Raw genomic sequence first — 15729 nt, forward strand, 5'->3', positions numbered from 1 at the left:
TTAAATTAGCAATTACTTTTATAGATTTGATACATATCAAGATCCTAACCGATTTTTATATTTTATTTTCCCCAAAATCTAAAATTAAAATTTTTAATGCCTCTATTTCAAAATTCAGTGCTCAAAAAATATTTGAGCCAACAAGATATTCCTAAAATTACAACAGCTTATGCTGAATATGCTGCCTATTTTCATAATAGCACCATTCAAGAAAATATTCGCAACAGCAAAGAAGAACAATTTCAGGAAGGGTTTTTAAGAGAATTGTTTGTAACCATTTTGGGCTACACCCTTAACCCTACTCCTAATTTCAACCTTACTACCGAATACAAAAACGTAAAAGACAGCAAAAAAGCCGATGGTGCGATTTTAGTTAATGATAAAGTAAGCGCCGTTATTGAACTTAAAGGTACCAACACCACTGATTTAGGCAAAATTGAAGCACAAGCCTTTGGCTATAAAAACAACCAACCCGAATGTGTGTATGTCATTACGTCTAATTTTGAAAAACTTCGCTTTTATATTGATAATGCTATAGAGCACATCGAATTTAATTTGTTTACACTTTCTGAAAAAGAATTTCAACAGTTGTATATGTGTCTTAGTTATGATAATTTATCGCAAAATATTGCTAAAAAAATAAAAGACGAATCAGTCAGTGTAGAAGATGTAATTACCAAAAAACTATACAAAGATTATTCCTTATTTAAAAGGGAGTTACATCAAAATTTAGTACTACTAAATCCTGAATTTGAACCTTTAGAATTATTTAAAAAGTCGCAAAAATTACTCGACCGTTTTTTGTTTTTGTTTTTTGGGGAAGACCGTCATTTGTTGCCGCCTAACTCGGTGCGACTGATTTTAAACCAATGGAATCAATTAAAAGATTTAGACGAATACAGCCCGTTGTATGACCGTTTTAAAAAATATTTTGGCTATCTCAACACAGGGTACAAAGGCACCCAACACGATGTTTTTGCTTACAATGGCGGACTTTTTAAACCGGATGCAATATTAGACACTATAAAAATTGATGATAACCTATTGTATGCTCACACGTTAAAATTGTCTGAATACGATTTTGCGAGTGAGGTGGATGTGAATATTTTGGGACATATTTTTGAAAACTCCTTGAACGAGTTAGACGAAATAAAAGCCCAATTAGAAGGTGCCGAAATTGACAAAACCAAAACCAAGCGCAAGAAAGACGGTGTTTTTTACACCCCAAAATACATTACCAAGTACATAGTAGAAAATACGGTTGGCAAATTGTGTACCGAAAAGAAAGCTGAGTTAGGCATTGCGGACGAAGACTACACCGCCGACAAAAAACGCCAAAAGAAAACCGTGCAAACTTTAGTTGAAAAACTGGAAGAGTACAGAAAATGGTTGTTGCAATTGACCATTTGCGACCCTGCTTGTGGCTCTGGAGCTTTCTTAAACCAAGCCTTGGATTTCTTAATTACGGAACACCAATATATTGACGAATTGCAAGCCAAATTGTTTGGCGATGGCTTGGTGTTAAGCGATATGGAAAACAGCATTTTAGAAAACAACTTATTTGGGGTGGACTTAAACGAGGAAAGTGTAGAAATTGCCAAACTTTCTTTATGGTTACGAACCGCACAGCCCAACCGAAAACTAAACGACCTAAACAGCAATATTAAATGTGGTAACTCTTTAATTGACGACCCAGAAATTGCTGGCGACAAAGCGTTTAATTGGAAAGAACAATTTCCAGTAGTATTTGAAAAAGGTGGTTTTGATGTAATTATTGGGAATCCGCCTTATGTGAGACAAGAATTACTTGGTAATATTCAAAAAGAATATTTTTCAAAAAAATATATTGAATCATTCAATAATAGTGCAGATTTATATGTGTACTTCTATAACATTTCAATTACTGTTCTAAAAAAAGACGGTTTATTGGGTTTCATAACTCCTAACAAATGGATGGAAAGAAAGTATGGTTTAGAATTAAGAGAGTATTTGAAGGAGTTTAATATTTTACAAATTATTAATTATGGTGAATTAAGAATTTTTGACGACGCATCTACAGAGCCTGAAATTACAATTTTAAAAAATGAAATTAATCCTACATCACAGATTAAATATGCAATGATTAAATCAATGTATGATGCTCAAAATTATTTTTATGATTTAAAATTTTATAAGAAAGAAAATCTTAGTAAATCGATATGGAAATTCACAGATTCAAGCGTTAATAATATTCTAAAAAAATTCAGCGACACTAAAACTACACTTAATCAATATACAAATGGTGGTGTTTATTATGGAATAAAAACAGGTCTTAATGAAGCTTTTATCATTAATCAAACTTTGAAAAATCAAATTATTGAAAAGGATTTAAAGTCTGACTTAATATTAAAAAAAATGGTTGAAGGTGATGATTTTAAAAGCTGGAGTTTAAATCATTCTGGAAGATATATAGTAGCTACTCAATATAATTTAGATATAGAAAATGATTACCCAGGAGTTTTTGAATACTTAAATAATTTTAAAGACAAATTAATAAAAAGACAAGACAAGGGATTAAATTATTGTAATTTAAGAGCCTGTGATTATTATGATAAATTAGAACAACCTAAATTAATTTATTATCATACAGCAGTAAAACATAGTTTTTATTTCGATACAGAGGGCTATTATATTAGTGCTAACTGTTATTTTATATCTAATGCAGATAGGTATTTACAATGTATTTAAAATTCTAAACTATTCAATTTTGTAAAGAAGTTTCTTTTCCCGGCATTTGGCGATAGTGAAAATGGAGGTAGAGTAAGATTAGATGCTAACAAAATGATTAACTTACCTATAAAAGAAGTATCACAAGAAATAAAATTAATGTATTTGAACTGTGCTGAATTGATAACAATAGACACTAATAAACTACAAGAACAATCTCAAAAATTCCAGCGCACCATTCAACGTAAATTTAATTTAGAAGATTTGCCAAAAAAACTCCAAGATTGGTATTTGTTATCTTATGCAGATTTCATAAAAGAACTCACCAAAAAGAAAGTAAAACTTTCCCTATCTGAAGAAGCAGAATGGGAAGATTATTTTGAAACCGAAAGCAAAAAAGCACAAGATTTAAAAGCTCAAATTGATGCTACTGACAAAGCTATTGATGCAATGGTTTATGAGTTGTATGGGTTGAATGAGGAGGAGATTAGTATAGTAGAAAATAGTTAATTTATGGAAAATTTATTCATAATCAATAACATTAGTATAATTGATTTTCTTGCTTTATTGATTAGTGTTTTTGCACTAATTGCTACTTTAAGGAAAAAAGAATTTGGAAAGTTTGTTTATGTAGAAATAAACAAAAAAAATGTAAGTAATGATGTTTGGGTAAAAATTATTAAATCTGACATTTATGACATTTCATTTAAAATTAAATCAAATCTCCCAGTTAATTCAAGAGTGAAACTATGTTATCCTGACAAATCAGAAACTGTTTTATATTTTTTATCTGATAATAAGTTTAATTTTAAAATATCAGAATTGAAAGCAGGTGAGAAAATAGAGTTTACAAATTTTAATTTTCAACAAATTAAGATTTCCTTCACAGATAAATACAACAATAATTATTCTCAGATTTTATTTGGTGATAAAATAAAGAAAAGATATCATTTAAATTTTTGGAATCTAACTTTTGTTGGTTCTTAAATGACACTCGCTCGTGCGCGAATCCTGTAACAAATAAAACAAATAGAATCTTTAAAAAACTAAAAATTTACTTAAAAGTGAATAATAATTTGGAAATTAACTTATAAGTGAATACATTTGCCTACATAAAACCTATAGCACGTTACAATAAAGTAGCCTATTATTCCGTATGTATTGATGAAAATACAACTTCTTCATTTGAAGATTTTATTAATTATCATAGCCAGCATAATAGAAAGAAGTTAAATCACGTGTTAGAATGGATAAAAATTATTGGAGATAAATATGGTGCAAAACATCACTTATTTAGACCAGAGGCAGCTATTGCAGATGCTTCGGCATTGCCACCAAAAGGCAAAGACAGAGAACCAAGTTATACTGAATTGGGTAAAACCAAAGCCAATAACATTAGGTTATATTGCCTTAGAGCAAATGAAAATGTAGTTTTTTTATTTAATGGCGACATAAAAACCAAACATTATGCACAAGACTGTCCGAATGTTAAAGAACACTTTATAGTAGCAAACAAGTTAACAAAGGCAATTGATTTAGCTTTTGTAGAAAAAGACATCGTTTGGAATGACGATTTTACTTTAATCAACTATTCATCAGATTTTAAATTATATTTTTAAAAAATGGAATTCCCAAAAAACAACATCATCAATGACTGGTTACAAGAAAACGGTAAGCCTGAAATTACCAAACTTGTAGAGAAAAATATGGCTATTGCTAATAAAATTCACGAAATGTTAGAAGAACGTGGGTTAAAAGCAGCTGATTTAGCTCGAATGCTAAACAAACAACCTTCCGAAATAAGCAAATGGTTAACAGGTACGCACACATTTACAACTAAAACCATTACTAAAATTGAGACAATTTTAGGTGAAGATATTATTCATATTGAAGCACAAAAAGAAATTGTTTATTTTAAAGTATATGTTAACCAAGAAGAAGAACCAGAAGAAACTTCATTTGAAAATTCTGAAGTATTTACTACTGAAGGCGGTTTAGAAAGAAAAGTATCTTAATATGGATAGTACTCAAATAATTCCATCTAAAATTCATTTGACTAATATCAAATTCGTAAATGAAAATACGGTTTTGTATAATGGATTATTGGATTCAATCCCTACATACCATATACAAGTTTCACATAGTATGATGCATAACTTGGATAAAGAGCTAATAAAAATTAGGTTGTTTTTAGACGTTAGCGCTGATGTAAAAGGAAAAACTTTTAATCAAGGTGGAAATTATGAAGTGGATTTTTTTTTCAGAATTGAAGATTTAAAAGATCATTATCAGATAAATAATGAAAAGCCATTATTTGGAGGAACATTTGTTTGTACTTTATTAGGAATATCTTATTCAACACTGAGAGGAATGATGTGTAACTATTGGAAAGATACACACTTAAATTCTTTAATTTTACCTATTATAAATGTGCCTGACTTGCTTAAAAGTAAGAAATAAAAACACAAAACCATTCCACTAAAACCCTCACTTGTGCGCGAAATGTAATTCAACGTAGTTAATGCTTTCGCGTTCGGCATTAAAAATAGTTGTAGTAAATATTTAAATAATTTATGGAACAATCACAAAAAGAAACTTTCGTAAAACCACCAAAAAAGTAGTACTTCTTGAAAAGTTGGGTGAAAATATAATATCTTCTCATTTTTTATTTAAACATTTGCGTCTTTACTTCCAACAAACCCAAATACTTCTCTTTCATATCATCTGAAAGAAAGGAAATTTCAAGTAGTTCTTTCCATTTAGGAATTGCATTGTGCATTTGTTCTAGGATAGTCGCAATTATTTTTTCATTAAGTTGTAATCTCTCCTTTGCATAATAATCCATAAAATCAGAAGCTTTTAAATTATTTTTCTTCCCATTTAAGGTTAATGCAATTTCTTCTTCAGGATTTTTTATAGCTATACTTGAATTTAAAAAATCATAGATTGGCGTAAGCGTTGTTTTACCATTTTTGGTAATCAATGAAAAGTTTTTTAAATGCATATCTTCATTACCAGTAACATAACAGAAAAGTATTCTTTTAAAAAAATCCGCTTTCTCAATAGCCGGAAACGAACAAAATTCATCAATTACTGGAACAAGTTTCTCCATAGTAAAACGATATTTTGTATCTCTTGTATTGCCTGTTAATTGAGCGAAATCTTCGGTAGCGATTTTTTTCCCTTTTCCATAACGGTCAAAACGTTTAATGAAATAAGACAAACTTCCATCTTTAGCATACAACATTCCGTGTAATGGAACATCTAAACCAAATGCTTTAGCCATTCGCATAGTTACATCTTCATTTTGTGGTAATTCAGGAAATAAATCATTTTGAGGTTTAATAATATATGTTCCAAATTGGTCCACAATTTTAAATTCTTGTTCTACTACAGAAATACTAGCACTCAACTTGGGTTGAACACCTTGAATTGATAGCTTTTTTGCTCTATTTGCTGCTTCTTGTCGAAGTTCTGCAGCAGTGTAAGGTAAATCATTTAATTGAGTCAATTTAGGAGCTATCATTCGAAGTCCTTTTTCACTGTATTTATCGTTACCACATAACTCGTATGTAATTGGACATCTATTCATCTTCCATCGATTTAACCGTTACTGAACCCACCAAATCGTTGCCAGTTGCAATTAGTTGTGAGAAATAATCTTTTTTGTCAATTTTAGCAATCTTTAATAAACCTTCTAACATTACGCCTTCAGGCAATAATCCTTCAAAAAATGGCGGAAAAGATTTATAACCATATTTTTTATTATTTAAAGGCATTGTCAAAGAAACCGCTTCACCATCATATTTTTCATCATATTCAAAATAATATTCAGCTGGAGAAACTTCAATCAGCACTCCTGCTCTATTTCCATGAACCATTACAATTGCTCTTCTCATAATTATTTAGTTAGCGGACTTTTGAATTCAACTTTAATATTTAAAACCTGGAGTACCGACATTAGATTATTCCAACGAACAGTTTCTTTGTTTTTTTCAATATCAAAAACAGTGGTCTTCCCTACTCCTGCCAGGTTGGCTAACTCTAGCTGTGTAAGCCCTGCTTTTTTACGATGGTCTTTTACTAAAGTACCTAAATCAAAATCATCCATTTTTTACTGTTTAAGCGGTAAAAATAAGCAATTTAATATTACGAAAGTATAAAAAGAAGAGAAAATGTAAATTTTTTACTGCTATAGCGGTAAAAAAAACAATAAAAGCTATGTCTTTTGATAAAAAAATCATATCAAAGACCTAATTACTGCTATGACGGTAAAAAATAGTATTTTAATAAAATTATGCGGAGATTGTATATTTTTTCTTTGGAAAGCCTAAAAAATCGTAAATTTGTAAAAAATATTTTTTTCCATTAATAACTAAATTTCTTACACCCCAAGTACACCTCTACCCTTTCAAAACCCTATGGATAAAGAGAAATTAGATATTGCATTGGGAAATAAAAAAGTGAACTTACACCTCATTCCTCATCAACTTCTGAAGCTGTATTTGTTTCTGCATTAGTTCTAATTTCTGTATGACGAACTTCTCCTCCGGTTGTACCCGTTTGTTTTCCTAAAAAAACAGCTACTAAAGCTACAACAAAAGCAAAATAAGCTACTAAGTTTGATTTAGCATGATTTTTAAAATTCAAAAATAAACCAACTAAAGAAATTCCAGCTAAAACATACAAAACTAAAGCTAATTTTTCAGCCATTTCCTCATGTTCATGAATAATTTGATCCGTTACAGAAGGTAAATTTTCAGCAATTTCTTCTGCGCCTTCACCAGTAAACATACTCGCAAAGCCAAAAATAGCCGAAATACAAAAAAGTATATAGGCTACATTTTTTACAACGCTGTTTTTCATTACAATTCCTGTAATTAAAATTCCTAATCCAAAAATGGTTCCAATAATTGGAAAGTGGTTTACTACCATGTGTAAATGCGCATCGTTCATAATATTCTGTTTAATTTATTGTGTTTCTAAAATTAATTTAAACTTATTGTAGTATATTTGACTTCAATTTTTTTAGTTATGAAAACCTTATTAAAACATCATTTAGTATACACAAATATAGCAATTTTTTATTTGATTGTAAGCTTTTTAACTAGATTAGTTTTACTATTTCATCCTATCACACAAAGTAAATTTTCCGTTCTTGAAATTAGTAAAATATTTGGTCTGGGCTTAATCTCCGATTTGTTTATTTTCGTATTTGTAGGTGCTATTTTATGGTTGTATTTGCTATTTTTATCCAATTCTAAATTTAATAAACCTTACGGATATATTATTTTAGGTGTATTTATAGCACTATTAGCTTATATTATTTCCGGAAAAAGTATTTTAAGCGAATATGGAGGCGTTTTACCAGAAATAGGAATTGCATTTGTAAGTTTAAAAACGATATTTTTTGCTGCCTTATTGTTGACTGAACAATATAGAAAACAAATTCGTTTGGCTTTATTTTCTCTAACCATTTTCTTATTTGTTTTATTAATTATACAAAATGCAGTTAGCGAATTTTTCTTTTGGAATGAATTTGGTGTAAGATATAATTTTATAGCCGTAGATTATTTAGTGTATACCAATGCGGTTATCGGAAACATTATGGAATCTTATCCAGTTGTGCCGCTTTTTGCATCAGTAGGAATTTTATCGTTTGCAGCTACTTACATAATAATAATAAAATCAAAATCGTTTTTAGAGGATTTACCTAATTTTCCAAATAAACTAAAAATTATTGGAGTGCAATTAGTATTGCTTGTTAGTGCTTTCCTTATTCTTCCTATTATTACTTCTCAACAAAATAGCTCGAATGTATTTACAAATGAACTACAAAGTAATGGTCTTCAAAAATTCTATAAAGCATTTACTAATAGCGAATTAGATTATTTTGAATTTTACGAAACGCTACCCGAAGAAGAATTGGCTCAGTTTGACTCTATAGTCAATGTAAATTATAAAAATAACACGAATAACATTACTTCTGAAGGAACGGAAATAAAGAAAAATGTTGTATTAATAACCGTAGAAAGCTTAAGTGAAGAATTCATGAAACACTACGGAAATCAGAACAACATTACTCCTTTCTTAGATCAATTAGCTGAAGAAAGTCTGTTTTTTACCAATCTATATGCCACTGGAAATAGAACCGTTAGAGGATTAGAAGCGGTTACATTGTGCTTACCTCCGACTCCAGGTGAAAGTGTAGTCAAAAGAAAAGATAACAAAAACAAATTTACAATAGGAAGTGTATTTCAATCAAAAGGATATACTACAAAATATTTATATGGTGGCGAGGCGTATTTTGATAATATGCAAGACTTTTTTGGAGGAAACGGATATGATATTGTAGACAAATCCAGCTTAAAACCAAACGAAATTTCATTCTCTAATATTTGGGGCGTTTGTGATGAAGATATGGCTAAAAAAGCCATTCATGTTATGAATGAAGAAGCTAAAACAGGGAAACCGTTCTTTAATCATTGGATGACAGTAAGTAATCACCGACCTTTTACTTATCCAGAAGGAAAAATTAGCATTTCAGGTACTGCAAAATCAAGAGAAGGTGGTGTAATGTACACCGATTATGCGTTGAAACAATTTTTTGAAATGGCAAAAAAACAAGCCTGGTTTAAAAATACTGTTTTTGTAGTTGTTGCCGATCATTGTGCCTCAAGTTCTGGGAAAACAGAATTACCAATGGATAAATATAGAATTCCTGCCTTTATTTATGCTCCTGGATTTATTCAACCGCAAAAGATTGATAAATTGGTTTCGCAAATTGATGTAATGCCAACCGTTTTAGGTATTTTGAATTTTAAATACCAATCTAAATTTTTTGGAAAAGATGTTTTAAAAACAAATTACATACCAAGAGCTTTCATTGCAACCTATCAAGATTTAGGATATATAAAAGATGATGTTTTAACGATAATTTCACCTATTAAAAAAACAAAACAGTTCGATTTAATTCAACAAAAAAACGAAGCATTAACCACTGAATACAGTATTATTTACGAAGAAAAACCGAAAACAAAAATAGATTTGAAATTGAAAAAAGAAACCATTGCCATCTATCAAACCGCTTCGCATATATTAAAAACAAAAAAATATGAGAAAATTAAATAGGTGAAAATCAAATATAATTTACCCAATTACCGATACACCAATTAGTTTTCCTATACCGAAAGTAATAGCAGCAGCTAACAAGCCAAAAAGCACTTGTCTAAAACCCGAATACCACACGCTTTTACCTGTAAACAAGGTAATAATAGCACCTATTAAAAATAAACCAACAGCACTTAAAGCAGTACTAATAATTACCGCTTTCATTCCTCCGTAAAAGAAAAATGGAATTACCGGAATTATCGCGCCAATGCCAAAAAGCACAAACGAAGTTATAGCTGCTTCCATAGCCGAGCCTTTTAAATCTTCTGCATTTATGCCTAATTCTTCTTTAATTAAAAATTGATGTGCCAATTCTTTATTTGAAATAATATCAGTTGCCATTTGATTGGCTTGGTCTTGCGGTATGCCTTTAGATATATAAATTAAGGCTATTTCTTTTCGTTCGCCTTCAGGGTTTGCTTCTAATTCGTCCATTTCTAATTGCATTTGGTTTTCATACAATTCTTGAGAACTTTTAACCGAAATCCATTCGCCTAATGCCATAGATAATGCGCCTGCTAACAAACCAGCCATTCCTGCAAGTAATACTTCACTTTGTCCGCTTGTAGCACCTGCAATTCCCATTACTAAACTAAAATTAGAAACCAAACCGTCATTTCCACCTAAAACAGCAGCTCTTAATGCATTACCTCCAACAGAACGATGTCTTTTTTCAAAACGGGCTAAATTGGAACCAGAAACTTTAGTATTCGTATTTAATATGTTTTTTAATATCGTAACGTGAGCCGTATCGGAGATAGATTGTGCTGAACTGTATTTTTTTCTTGCACCTATAACCGAATTTGAAATGCTTTTTTCTGTATCTAATAAAACACCTAAAACATAATCGTAACCAAAAACTTTCCCTATTTTATGAAGTGTTTTGGCTCTAAAAGAAGGCAAAGGCAAATCGGTTTCCGTTAAATTATTTTTCTGAATAAAAGCTACAGCGTGACTGTGCTCAATTTCACTCATTTGTTTAAAAACTTCTGCAACCGCTTCATCTTCTTCGTTTTCAGCAAGTATACGGTATAAATAACTGGCGTCTATTTCGGTTTGTATACTTTTTAAACTAATCATCTTTTGAAGTTTTAAGTTTATAATAATCCGTTGTACTTTCTAATGAACCATTCGGTACTTAAAGATACAACAATAATAATTAGTAACCACAAGAAATCAATTAAAGGTGAATTTTTAATTATAGTTTTTTCTACAGGCAAATAGGTATCTTTTTGGAGTAATTTCTGAAGTAACTTTTCTATTTGATTAGGATAAATAATTTCACCATTATTCTGGTTAGCCAATTGTTGTAATTTGGCAACATCTGGATTTACAAATTGTTTTTCCACATCAAAATCTAAAACTTCAAAAGTTCCGTTATAACTGGCGTTACTGGTTGTCTCTTTTACTTGAAACGCATAATTTCCTGGAGTTAAACCATCAAAAATAGCTTGATAACCATTATTTGCTTTTGAGAAATTATAGTTTTTTGTTGATTTAGTGTTCTTATTCGTTAAAGTGATAGAAAGATTGGCGTTTTCTTCCAATTCATAACTTTTATTAAAATATTGGGCAAAAATTTCAATGGTTTCTCCAGAATTATAAAAACTTTCGTGTTCCACTAAAAGTGATTTTTTTGCTGAGTTCGTGGATAAATACTGAATAATCTTATCCATAAATAGGTCGTATTTTTCGTAAGATTGATTTAAAACAAAACTCTCCATTCGCCATTTCCAAGAGTTTTCACCTAATAAATATGCATTTCTATTACTGCCTTTTTCAGAAAAAGTTAAAATAGGGTTTCCAACTTCAATACCATTTACTTTTGCTTTCAATAAGGTATTTACATTTCCTTTCTCTGTAATTTTACCAAAAGGATTTTCTAACGGCGGTAATTGCGAAAATTGAATATCAGATTGTGCAAAAAGATTAAAATCGGACACAAATGAAGCTGTAAAATCTTCTTTTTTATTGGTTAATTTAAACACTAAATCGGTTTGCGTTTGATTTAAAAAATTAAAATCCGTCGCCATTCCTGTAACAATAAAAGTATTAATGTTTACGTTTTTGTTGGCTTCAAATAGTTTCTTAAAAGAAGCGGTTGGCTGATACAAAACCAATACATTATATTTTTTTAAATCAGAAATTTCATTTGGTTTAACAATAGTTACTTTACGCTGTGCGTTAGATTCAATGGCACGTTTTATTGCGCCTATATCTGGATGAGAAATATCGGATACAATTGCAATTTCTTTTTTCTGATCTAATACTTCTACTGCGAAGTTTTTAGTATTGTTATAACTGGTTTTCTCTTTTACAGATGATGAAAGTACAGCTTTGTATTTTTGCAGTCCTACTCTATCCGCTTCTAATAAAATTTGAACCGATTGCACTTTATTTTTTGCATCGAAATTTACAGTTTGACTGGTAACTTTTTTTCCATTTTTTTCAATTGAAAAGGCAGCAGAAACAGACTTATTACCATTGTATTGCAAGAGTACTTCAACTGGAAATTTATTCTTTAAAAAGGCGTATTTGTTCGCGTTAAGCTGATTAATTTTTAAATCCAATGTGGTAGTCGTATCACCTAAAACAACAGGAAAAACTGTAGTTGATTCTTGAAAACTATACACATAATCATTTCCAATAGTTTGATTTCCATCGGTTAATAAAACAACAGGATAAAACGTGTTTTTATGTAATTGCTTCAAATTAATAGCTACATCATCAATGTTCGATTGATTTCCCTTAAAATCCAATGGTTTTTCAGCGAAAAAAGCAGCATCAAAAGTATACGTTTGAATGTCGAATTTTTCCTTTAAAGCTGTATTTGAAGTCAATTTTTCAACCCATTCTTTTTCAACATAAACAGCTTTTAATTCTTTTATTGAACGAGAATTATCTGCTACAATAGCTAAAGGAATTTTATTTGTTTCTATTGATTTTCTGGCTATTATTGGATTAATTAGCAATAATAATAACGCGAAAACCGAAATAAAACGCAAAAAAGCCAATATCCAATTTGTTTTCTTTTGGATATTGGCTTTAAATACATATTGATAAAACGCAACAACTCCAGAAATAATAACCGAAAGTAGTATTAAGAGAATGGTGCTTGATGTCATTTTGAGTTTAAGTGATTAGTGATAAGTAATTAGTAAATAGTGAACGAGAAATAGGCTAATTGCTATTTACTTATCACTGGTTACTTTTAAGTCAACATTCCCCCATCTACATTAATAACTTGTCCTGTAACATAAGCACTCATTTCCGAACTTAAGAAAACGCATACATTTGCAACGTCTTCAGGTGTTCCGCCACGTTTTAATGGAATAGATTCTCTCCAACCTTTTACAACATCTTCGTTAAGTTTGGCTGTCATTTCAGTTTCAATGAAACCCGGAGCGATAGCATTACATCTGATATTTCTTGAACCTAATTCTAAAGCGATAGATTTTGTAAAACCAATCATACCTGCTTTAGATGCGGCGTAATTTGCTTGACCTGCATTTCCTTTCACTCCTACTACACTACTCATATTAACAATAGAGCCAGCACGGTTTTTTAGCATTACTTTTTGTACCGCTTTAGTCATATTAAATACCGATTTTAAGTTGATATTCATTACCGCATCAAAATCTTCTTCAGACATACGCATTAACAAATTATCTTTTGTAATCCCGGCGTTATTTATTAAAATGTCGATATTTCCAAAATCAGCCATTACATCATCTACTAATTTTTGCGCTTCGTTAAAATCTGCCGCATTTGATTTATATCCTTTAGATTTTATACCTAAAGCATTTAATTCATTTTCCAATGCCAAGGCAGATTCTGCAGATGAACTATATGTGAAGGCAACATTTGCTCCGTTTAGAGCAAATACTTTTGCAATTCCACTTCCAATTCCTCTACTTGCACCAGTAATAATGGCTACTTTTCCTTCTAATAATTTCATACTTTTCTAATTAAATGATATACGTTCTTATAAAAGTCAAATATAATAATAATTTAAAGCAATAAAAATTTCTTTTACATTAAACCTTTTTGTTTATTTAAAGTCTAAAAAAAATTAACAATCATTAGACTTTAATAAATTATTTTCTAGAAATAGAAGCTCTTAAAATGAATAAAATAGTTTACATAATTTTATTTTTATTTTTATCATCATTTTCTCTATTTGGACAAAACGAAAGAGATTCTTTGTCTTTGAAAATAACTACCAAATGGAGTGGAAAAATTTTGAATTTGAATTCTTCATACATTTCAAAACAAAAGGATACGATAAAGATTACACAATTAAAATTTTACATATCTGATTTTCAAGTTAAATATAATGATAACACGATTTTATCAGATAAAAATTCACATTTAATTGATTTTGAGAAAACAAATACTTCTTTTTTAAATATTGCTAAAAACTATAAAAAGAATATCAAAAGTATAAACTTCTGCATTGGAATTGATAGTTTAGCGTCTGTATCAGGAGCGCTTTCAGGAGATTTAGACCCATCTAATGGAATGTATTGGGCATGGCAAAGCGGTTATATTAATATGAAAATTGAAGGGAATAGTTCAAGTTGTAAAACCCGAAAAAATAGTTTTAATTTTCATATTGGGGGTTATTTAAAACCTTATAATGCGATGCAAAAAATTGAAATTCCTGTAAATAAAATTCAAAATCAAATAAATTTGACATTAGATTTGGAGCAATTTTTTAGTGAAATAAATTTAAAAGAAATAAATTCTGTAATGATTCCAGGAAATGACGCCATGGAATTAGCCAATTTAAGTTCGAAAATGTTTTATATAGAATGAGAAAAATAGTTTTAATAGTGGTGTTTGGTTTTTTAACTTTTGGATTAATATCTTTTTCCAAAAGTTACTTTACTCCTATTTATATTGAAATTCCTGAAAATTGGCCAAAACCTGTTTATGATTTTAAGAAAAATCCATTAACTGAAGAAGGTTTTCAATTAGGAAGGCAATTATTTTATGATCCTATTTTATCAAAAGACAATACAATTTCGTGTGCAAGCTGTCATCTACAAGCAACTGGATTTACTCATGTTGACCACGAGTTGAGTCATGGAATTGAAGGAAAAATTGGTACACGAAATTCATTAACATTACAAAATTTAGCTTGGAACAAACATTTTATGTGGGATGGCGGTGTTAATCATTTAGATGTACAAGCTTTAGCTCCTATTACTAGTGAGGTTGAAATGAATGAAACCTTAGAAAATGTTGTTAAGAAGCTTCAAAATTCAGAAAAATATGTTGGTCAATTTGAAAAAGCTTTTGGAACTAAAAAAATTACAGGTCAATTAACTTTAAAAGCAATATCCCAATTTATTGTTTCTTTAACAACAACAAACTCGAAATATGATAAAGTTAAAAGAAATGAAGAAAAATTTACCGAAATGGAACAAAAAGGATATACTGTATTTCAAGAAAAATGTGCTTCTTGCCATAAAGAGCCGCTGTTAACTAATAATGAATTTAAAAATAATGGGTTATCAATGGATCCAGATTTAAAGGATTTAGGACGAATGAAAATCACACAAAACAGTAAAGATTCGTTACTTTTTAAAGTTCCAACATTACGAAATATTGAATTTACATTTCCTTATATGCATGATGGCAGATTTAAAACGCTAACTGAAGTAATTAAACATTATAATTCTGGCATTCACAAGAGTAAAACGTTATCCAAAGAGCTACAACAACCAATGAATTTATCTGACAATGAAAGAACAGAATTGGTTGCTTTTTTAAAAACCTTGACCGATAAAACCTTTCTATTTAATTCAAAATATGCTTATCCCAAAGAAAATAATTTTTAAAATCTCA

The 15729-nt window shown here is 29.9% G+C and carries 16 protein-coding genes; 9 read left to right on the forward strand and 7 right to left on the reverse strand.

Annotated features, from left to right (window positions below; all coding sequences use genetic code 11):
* Nucleotides 1–96: 96 nt before the first annotated feature.
* From ABWP78_RS02340 to ABWP78_RS02365, 6 genes are all read left to right on the forward strand, one after another.
* The gene (locus ABWP78_RS02340; RefSeq protein WP_502905445.1) at nt 97–2727 is read left to right on the forward strand and encodes an Eco57I restriction-modification methylase domain-containing protein; all 2631 of its coding nucleotides are present in this window, start codon (nt 97–99) and stop codon (nt 2725–2727) included.
* Nucleotides 2728–2820: 93 nt separating this feature from the next.
* Nucleotides 2821–3216: a DUF8810 domain-containing protein gene (locus tag ABWP78_RS02345; RefSeq protein ID WP_353168593.1), complete on the forward strand. Its 396-nt coding sequence runs from the start codon at nt 2821–2823 to the stop codon at nt 3214–3216.
* A 3-nt stretch (nt 3217–3219) separates the two neighbouring features.
* A complete protein-coding gene (locus ABWP78_RS02350) occupies nt 3220–3693 on the forward strand; it encodes a hypothetical protein (RefSeq protein ID WP_353168595.1) in 474 nt (157 codons plus the stop codon).
* Nucleotides 3694–3800: 107 nt separating this feature from the next.
* Nucleotides 3801–4325 (forward strand): hypothetical protein, encoded by a 525-nt coding sequence (locus ABWP78_RS02355; RefSeq protein WP_353168598.1) that lies wholly within the window; start codon nt 3801–3803, stop codon nt 4323–4325.
* 3 nt (nt 4326–4328) lie between these two features.
* Complete coding sequence (locus ABWP78_RS02360; protein WP_353168601.1) at nt 4329–4721, forward strand: helix-turn-helix domain-containing protein; 393 nt, start codon at nt 4329–4331, stop codon at nt 4719–4721.
* Between the two features lies 1 nt (nt 4722).
* A complete protein-coding gene (locus ABWP78_RS02365) occupies nt 4723–5166 on the forward strand; it encodes a hypothetical protein (protein WP_353168604.1) in 444 nt (147 codons plus the stop codon).
* 205 nt (nt 5167–5371) lie between these two features.
* Here ABWP78_RS02365 and ABWP78_RS02370 read toward each other — a convergent pair whose 3' ends face one another.
* The 4 genes from ABWP78_RS02370 to ABWP78_RS02385 form a co-directional block, all read right to left on the reverse strand.
* Nucleotides 5372–6298: a HipA domain-containing protein gene (locus ABWP78_RS02370; RefSeq protein ID WP_353168607.1), complete on the reverse strand. Its 927-nt coding sequence runs from the start codon at nt 6296–6298 to the stop codon at nt 5372–5374.
* A complete protein-coding gene (locus tag ABWP78_RS02375) occupies nt 6291–6605 on the reverse strand; it encodes a HipA N-terminal domain-containing protein (protein WP_353168609.1) in 315 nt (104 codons plus the stop codon). The genes ABWP78_RS02370 and ABWP78_RS02375 overlap by 8 nt, the downstream gene beginning before the upstream one ends.
* Nucleotides 6606–6607: 2 nt before the next feature.
* On the reverse strand, nt 6608–6817 hold the full coding sequence (locus ABWP78_RS02380; protein WP_353168612.1) for a helix-turn-helix domain-containing protein: 210 nt from the start codon (nt 6815–6817) through the stop codon (nt 6608–6610).
* 365 nt (nt 6818–7182) lie between these two features.
* Nucleotides 7183–7662, reverse strand: a complete 480-nt coding sequence (locus ABWP78_RS02385; RefSeq protein WP_353168615.1) for a DUF2231 domain-containing protein — start codon at nt 7660–7662, stop codon at nt 7183–7185.
* Nucleotides 7663–7740: 78 nt separating this feature from the next.
* On the opposite strand from ABWP78_RS02385, the gene ABWP78_RS02390 reads away from it, so the two are divergent.
* On the forward strand, nt 7741–9837 hold the full coding sequence (locus ABWP78_RS02390; RefSeq protein ID WP_353168617.1) for an LTA synthase family protein: 2097 nt from the start codon (nt 7741–7743) through the stop codon (nt 9835–9837).
* Between the two features lie 18 nt (nt 9838–9855).
* Here the strand turns inward: ABWP78_RS02390 and ABWP78_RS02395 are convergent, their stop codons facing one another.
* The 3 genes from ABWP78_RS02395 to fabG form a co-directional block, all read right to left on the reverse strand.
* Complete coding sequence (locus ABWP78_RS02395) at nt 9856–10956, reverse strand: VIT1/CCC1 transporter family protein (protein WP_353168620.1); 1101 nt, start codon at nt 10954–10956, stop codon at nt 9856–9858.
* Between the two features lie 17 nt (nt 10957–10973).
* Nucleotides 10974–13001: a hypothetical protein gene (locus ABWP78_RS02400; protein WP_353168623.1), complete on the reverse strand. Its 2028-nt coding sequence runs from the start codon at nt 12999–13001 to the stop codon at nt 10974–10976.
* Between the two features lie 86 nt (nt 13002–13087).
* Nucleotides 13088–13834 carry a 3-oxoacyl-[acyl-carrier-protein] reductase gene (gene fabG, locus ABWP78_RS02405; protein WP_353168626.1) on the reverse strand — a complete coding sequence of 249 codons (747 nt, stop codon included), beginning with the start codon at nt 13832–13834 and terminating at the stop codon, nt 13088–13090.
* A 167-nt stretch (nt 13835–14001) separates the two neighbouring features.
* Between fabG and ABWP78_RS02410 the strand changes: the two genes are divergently transcribed.
* The gene (locus ABWP78_RS02410; protein ID WP_353168628.1) at nt 14002–14694 is read left to right on the forward strand and encodes an MbnP family protein; all 693 of its coding nucleotides are present in this window, start codon (nt 14002–14004) and stop codon (nt 14692–14694) included.
* Nucleotides 14691–15722 (forward strand): cytochrome-c peroxidase, encoded by a 1032-nt coding sequence (locus tag ABWP78_RS02415; protein WP_353168630.1) that lies wholly within the window; start codon nt 14691–14693, stop codon nt 15720–15722. Before ABWP78_RS02410 ends, ABWP78_RS02415 begins: the two co-directional genes overlap by 4 nt.
* Nucleotides 15723–15729 lie beyond the last annotated feature (7 nt).

This window comes from Flavobacterium sp., from assembly GCF_040402955.1.
Taxonomy (GTDB): Bacteria; Bacteroidota; Bacteroidia; order Flavobacteriales; family Flavobacteriaceae; genus Flavobacterium.

Coding starts and splice junctions, on each gene's coding strand:
- ABWP78_RS02390 (WP_353168617.1), top strand. CDS start 7,741: ATGAAAACCTTATTAAAACATCATTTAGTATACACAAATATAGCAATT.
- ABWP78_RS02400 (WP_353168623.1), bottom strand. CDS start 13,001: ATGACATCAAGCACCATTCTCTTAATACTACTTTCGGTTATTATTTCT.
- fabG (WP_353168626.1), bottom strand. CDS start 13,834: ATGAAATTATTAGAAGGAAAAGTAGCCATTATTACTGGTGCAAGTAGA.
- ABWP78_RS02380 (WP_353168612.1), bottom strand. CDS start 6,817: ATGGATGATTTTGATTTAGGTACTTTAGTAAAAGACCATCGTAAAAAA.
- ABWP78_RS02415 (WP_353168630.1), top strand. CDS start 14,691: ATGAGAAAAATAGTTTTAATAGTGGTGTTTGGTTTTTTAACTTTTGGA.
- ABWP78_RS02410 (WP_353168628.1), top strand. CDS start 14,002: ATGAATAAAATAGTTTACATAATTTTATTTTTATTTTTATCATCATTT.
- ABWP78_RS02360 (WP_353168601.1), top strand. CDS start 4,329: ATGGAATTCCCAAAAAACAACATCATCAATGACTGGTTACAAGAAAAC.
- ABWP78_RS02395 (WP_353168620.1), bottom strand. CDS start 10,956: ATGATTAGTTTAAAAAGTATACAAACCGAAATAGACGCCAGTTATTTA.
- ABWP78_RS02340 (WP_502905445.1), top strand. CDS start 97: ATGCCTCTATTTCAAAATTCAGTGCTCAAAAAATATTTGAGCCAACAA.
- ABWP78_RS02350 (WP_353168595.1), top strand. CDS start 3,220: ATGGAAAATTTATTCATAATCAATAACATTAGTATAATTGATTTTCTT.
- ABWP78_RS02375 (WP_353168609.1), bottom strand. CDS start 6,605: ATGAGAAGAGCAATTGTAATGGTTCATGGAAATAGAGCAGGAGTGCTG.
- ABWP78_RS02365 (WP_353168604.1), top strand. CDS start 4,723: ATGGATAGTACTCAAATAATTCCATCTAAAATTCATTTGACTAATATC.
- ABWP78_RS02370 (WP_353168607.1), bottom strand. CDS start 6,298: ATGAATAGATGTCCAATTACATACGAGTTATGTGGTAACGATAAATAC.
- ABWP78_RS02385 (WP_353168615.1), bottom strand. CDS start 7,662: ATGAACGATGCGCATTTACACATGGTAGTAAACCACTTTCCAATTATT.
- ABWP78_RS02345 (WP_353168593.1), top strand. CDS start 2,821: ATGATTAACTTACCTATAAAAGAAGTATCACAAGAAATAAAATTAATG.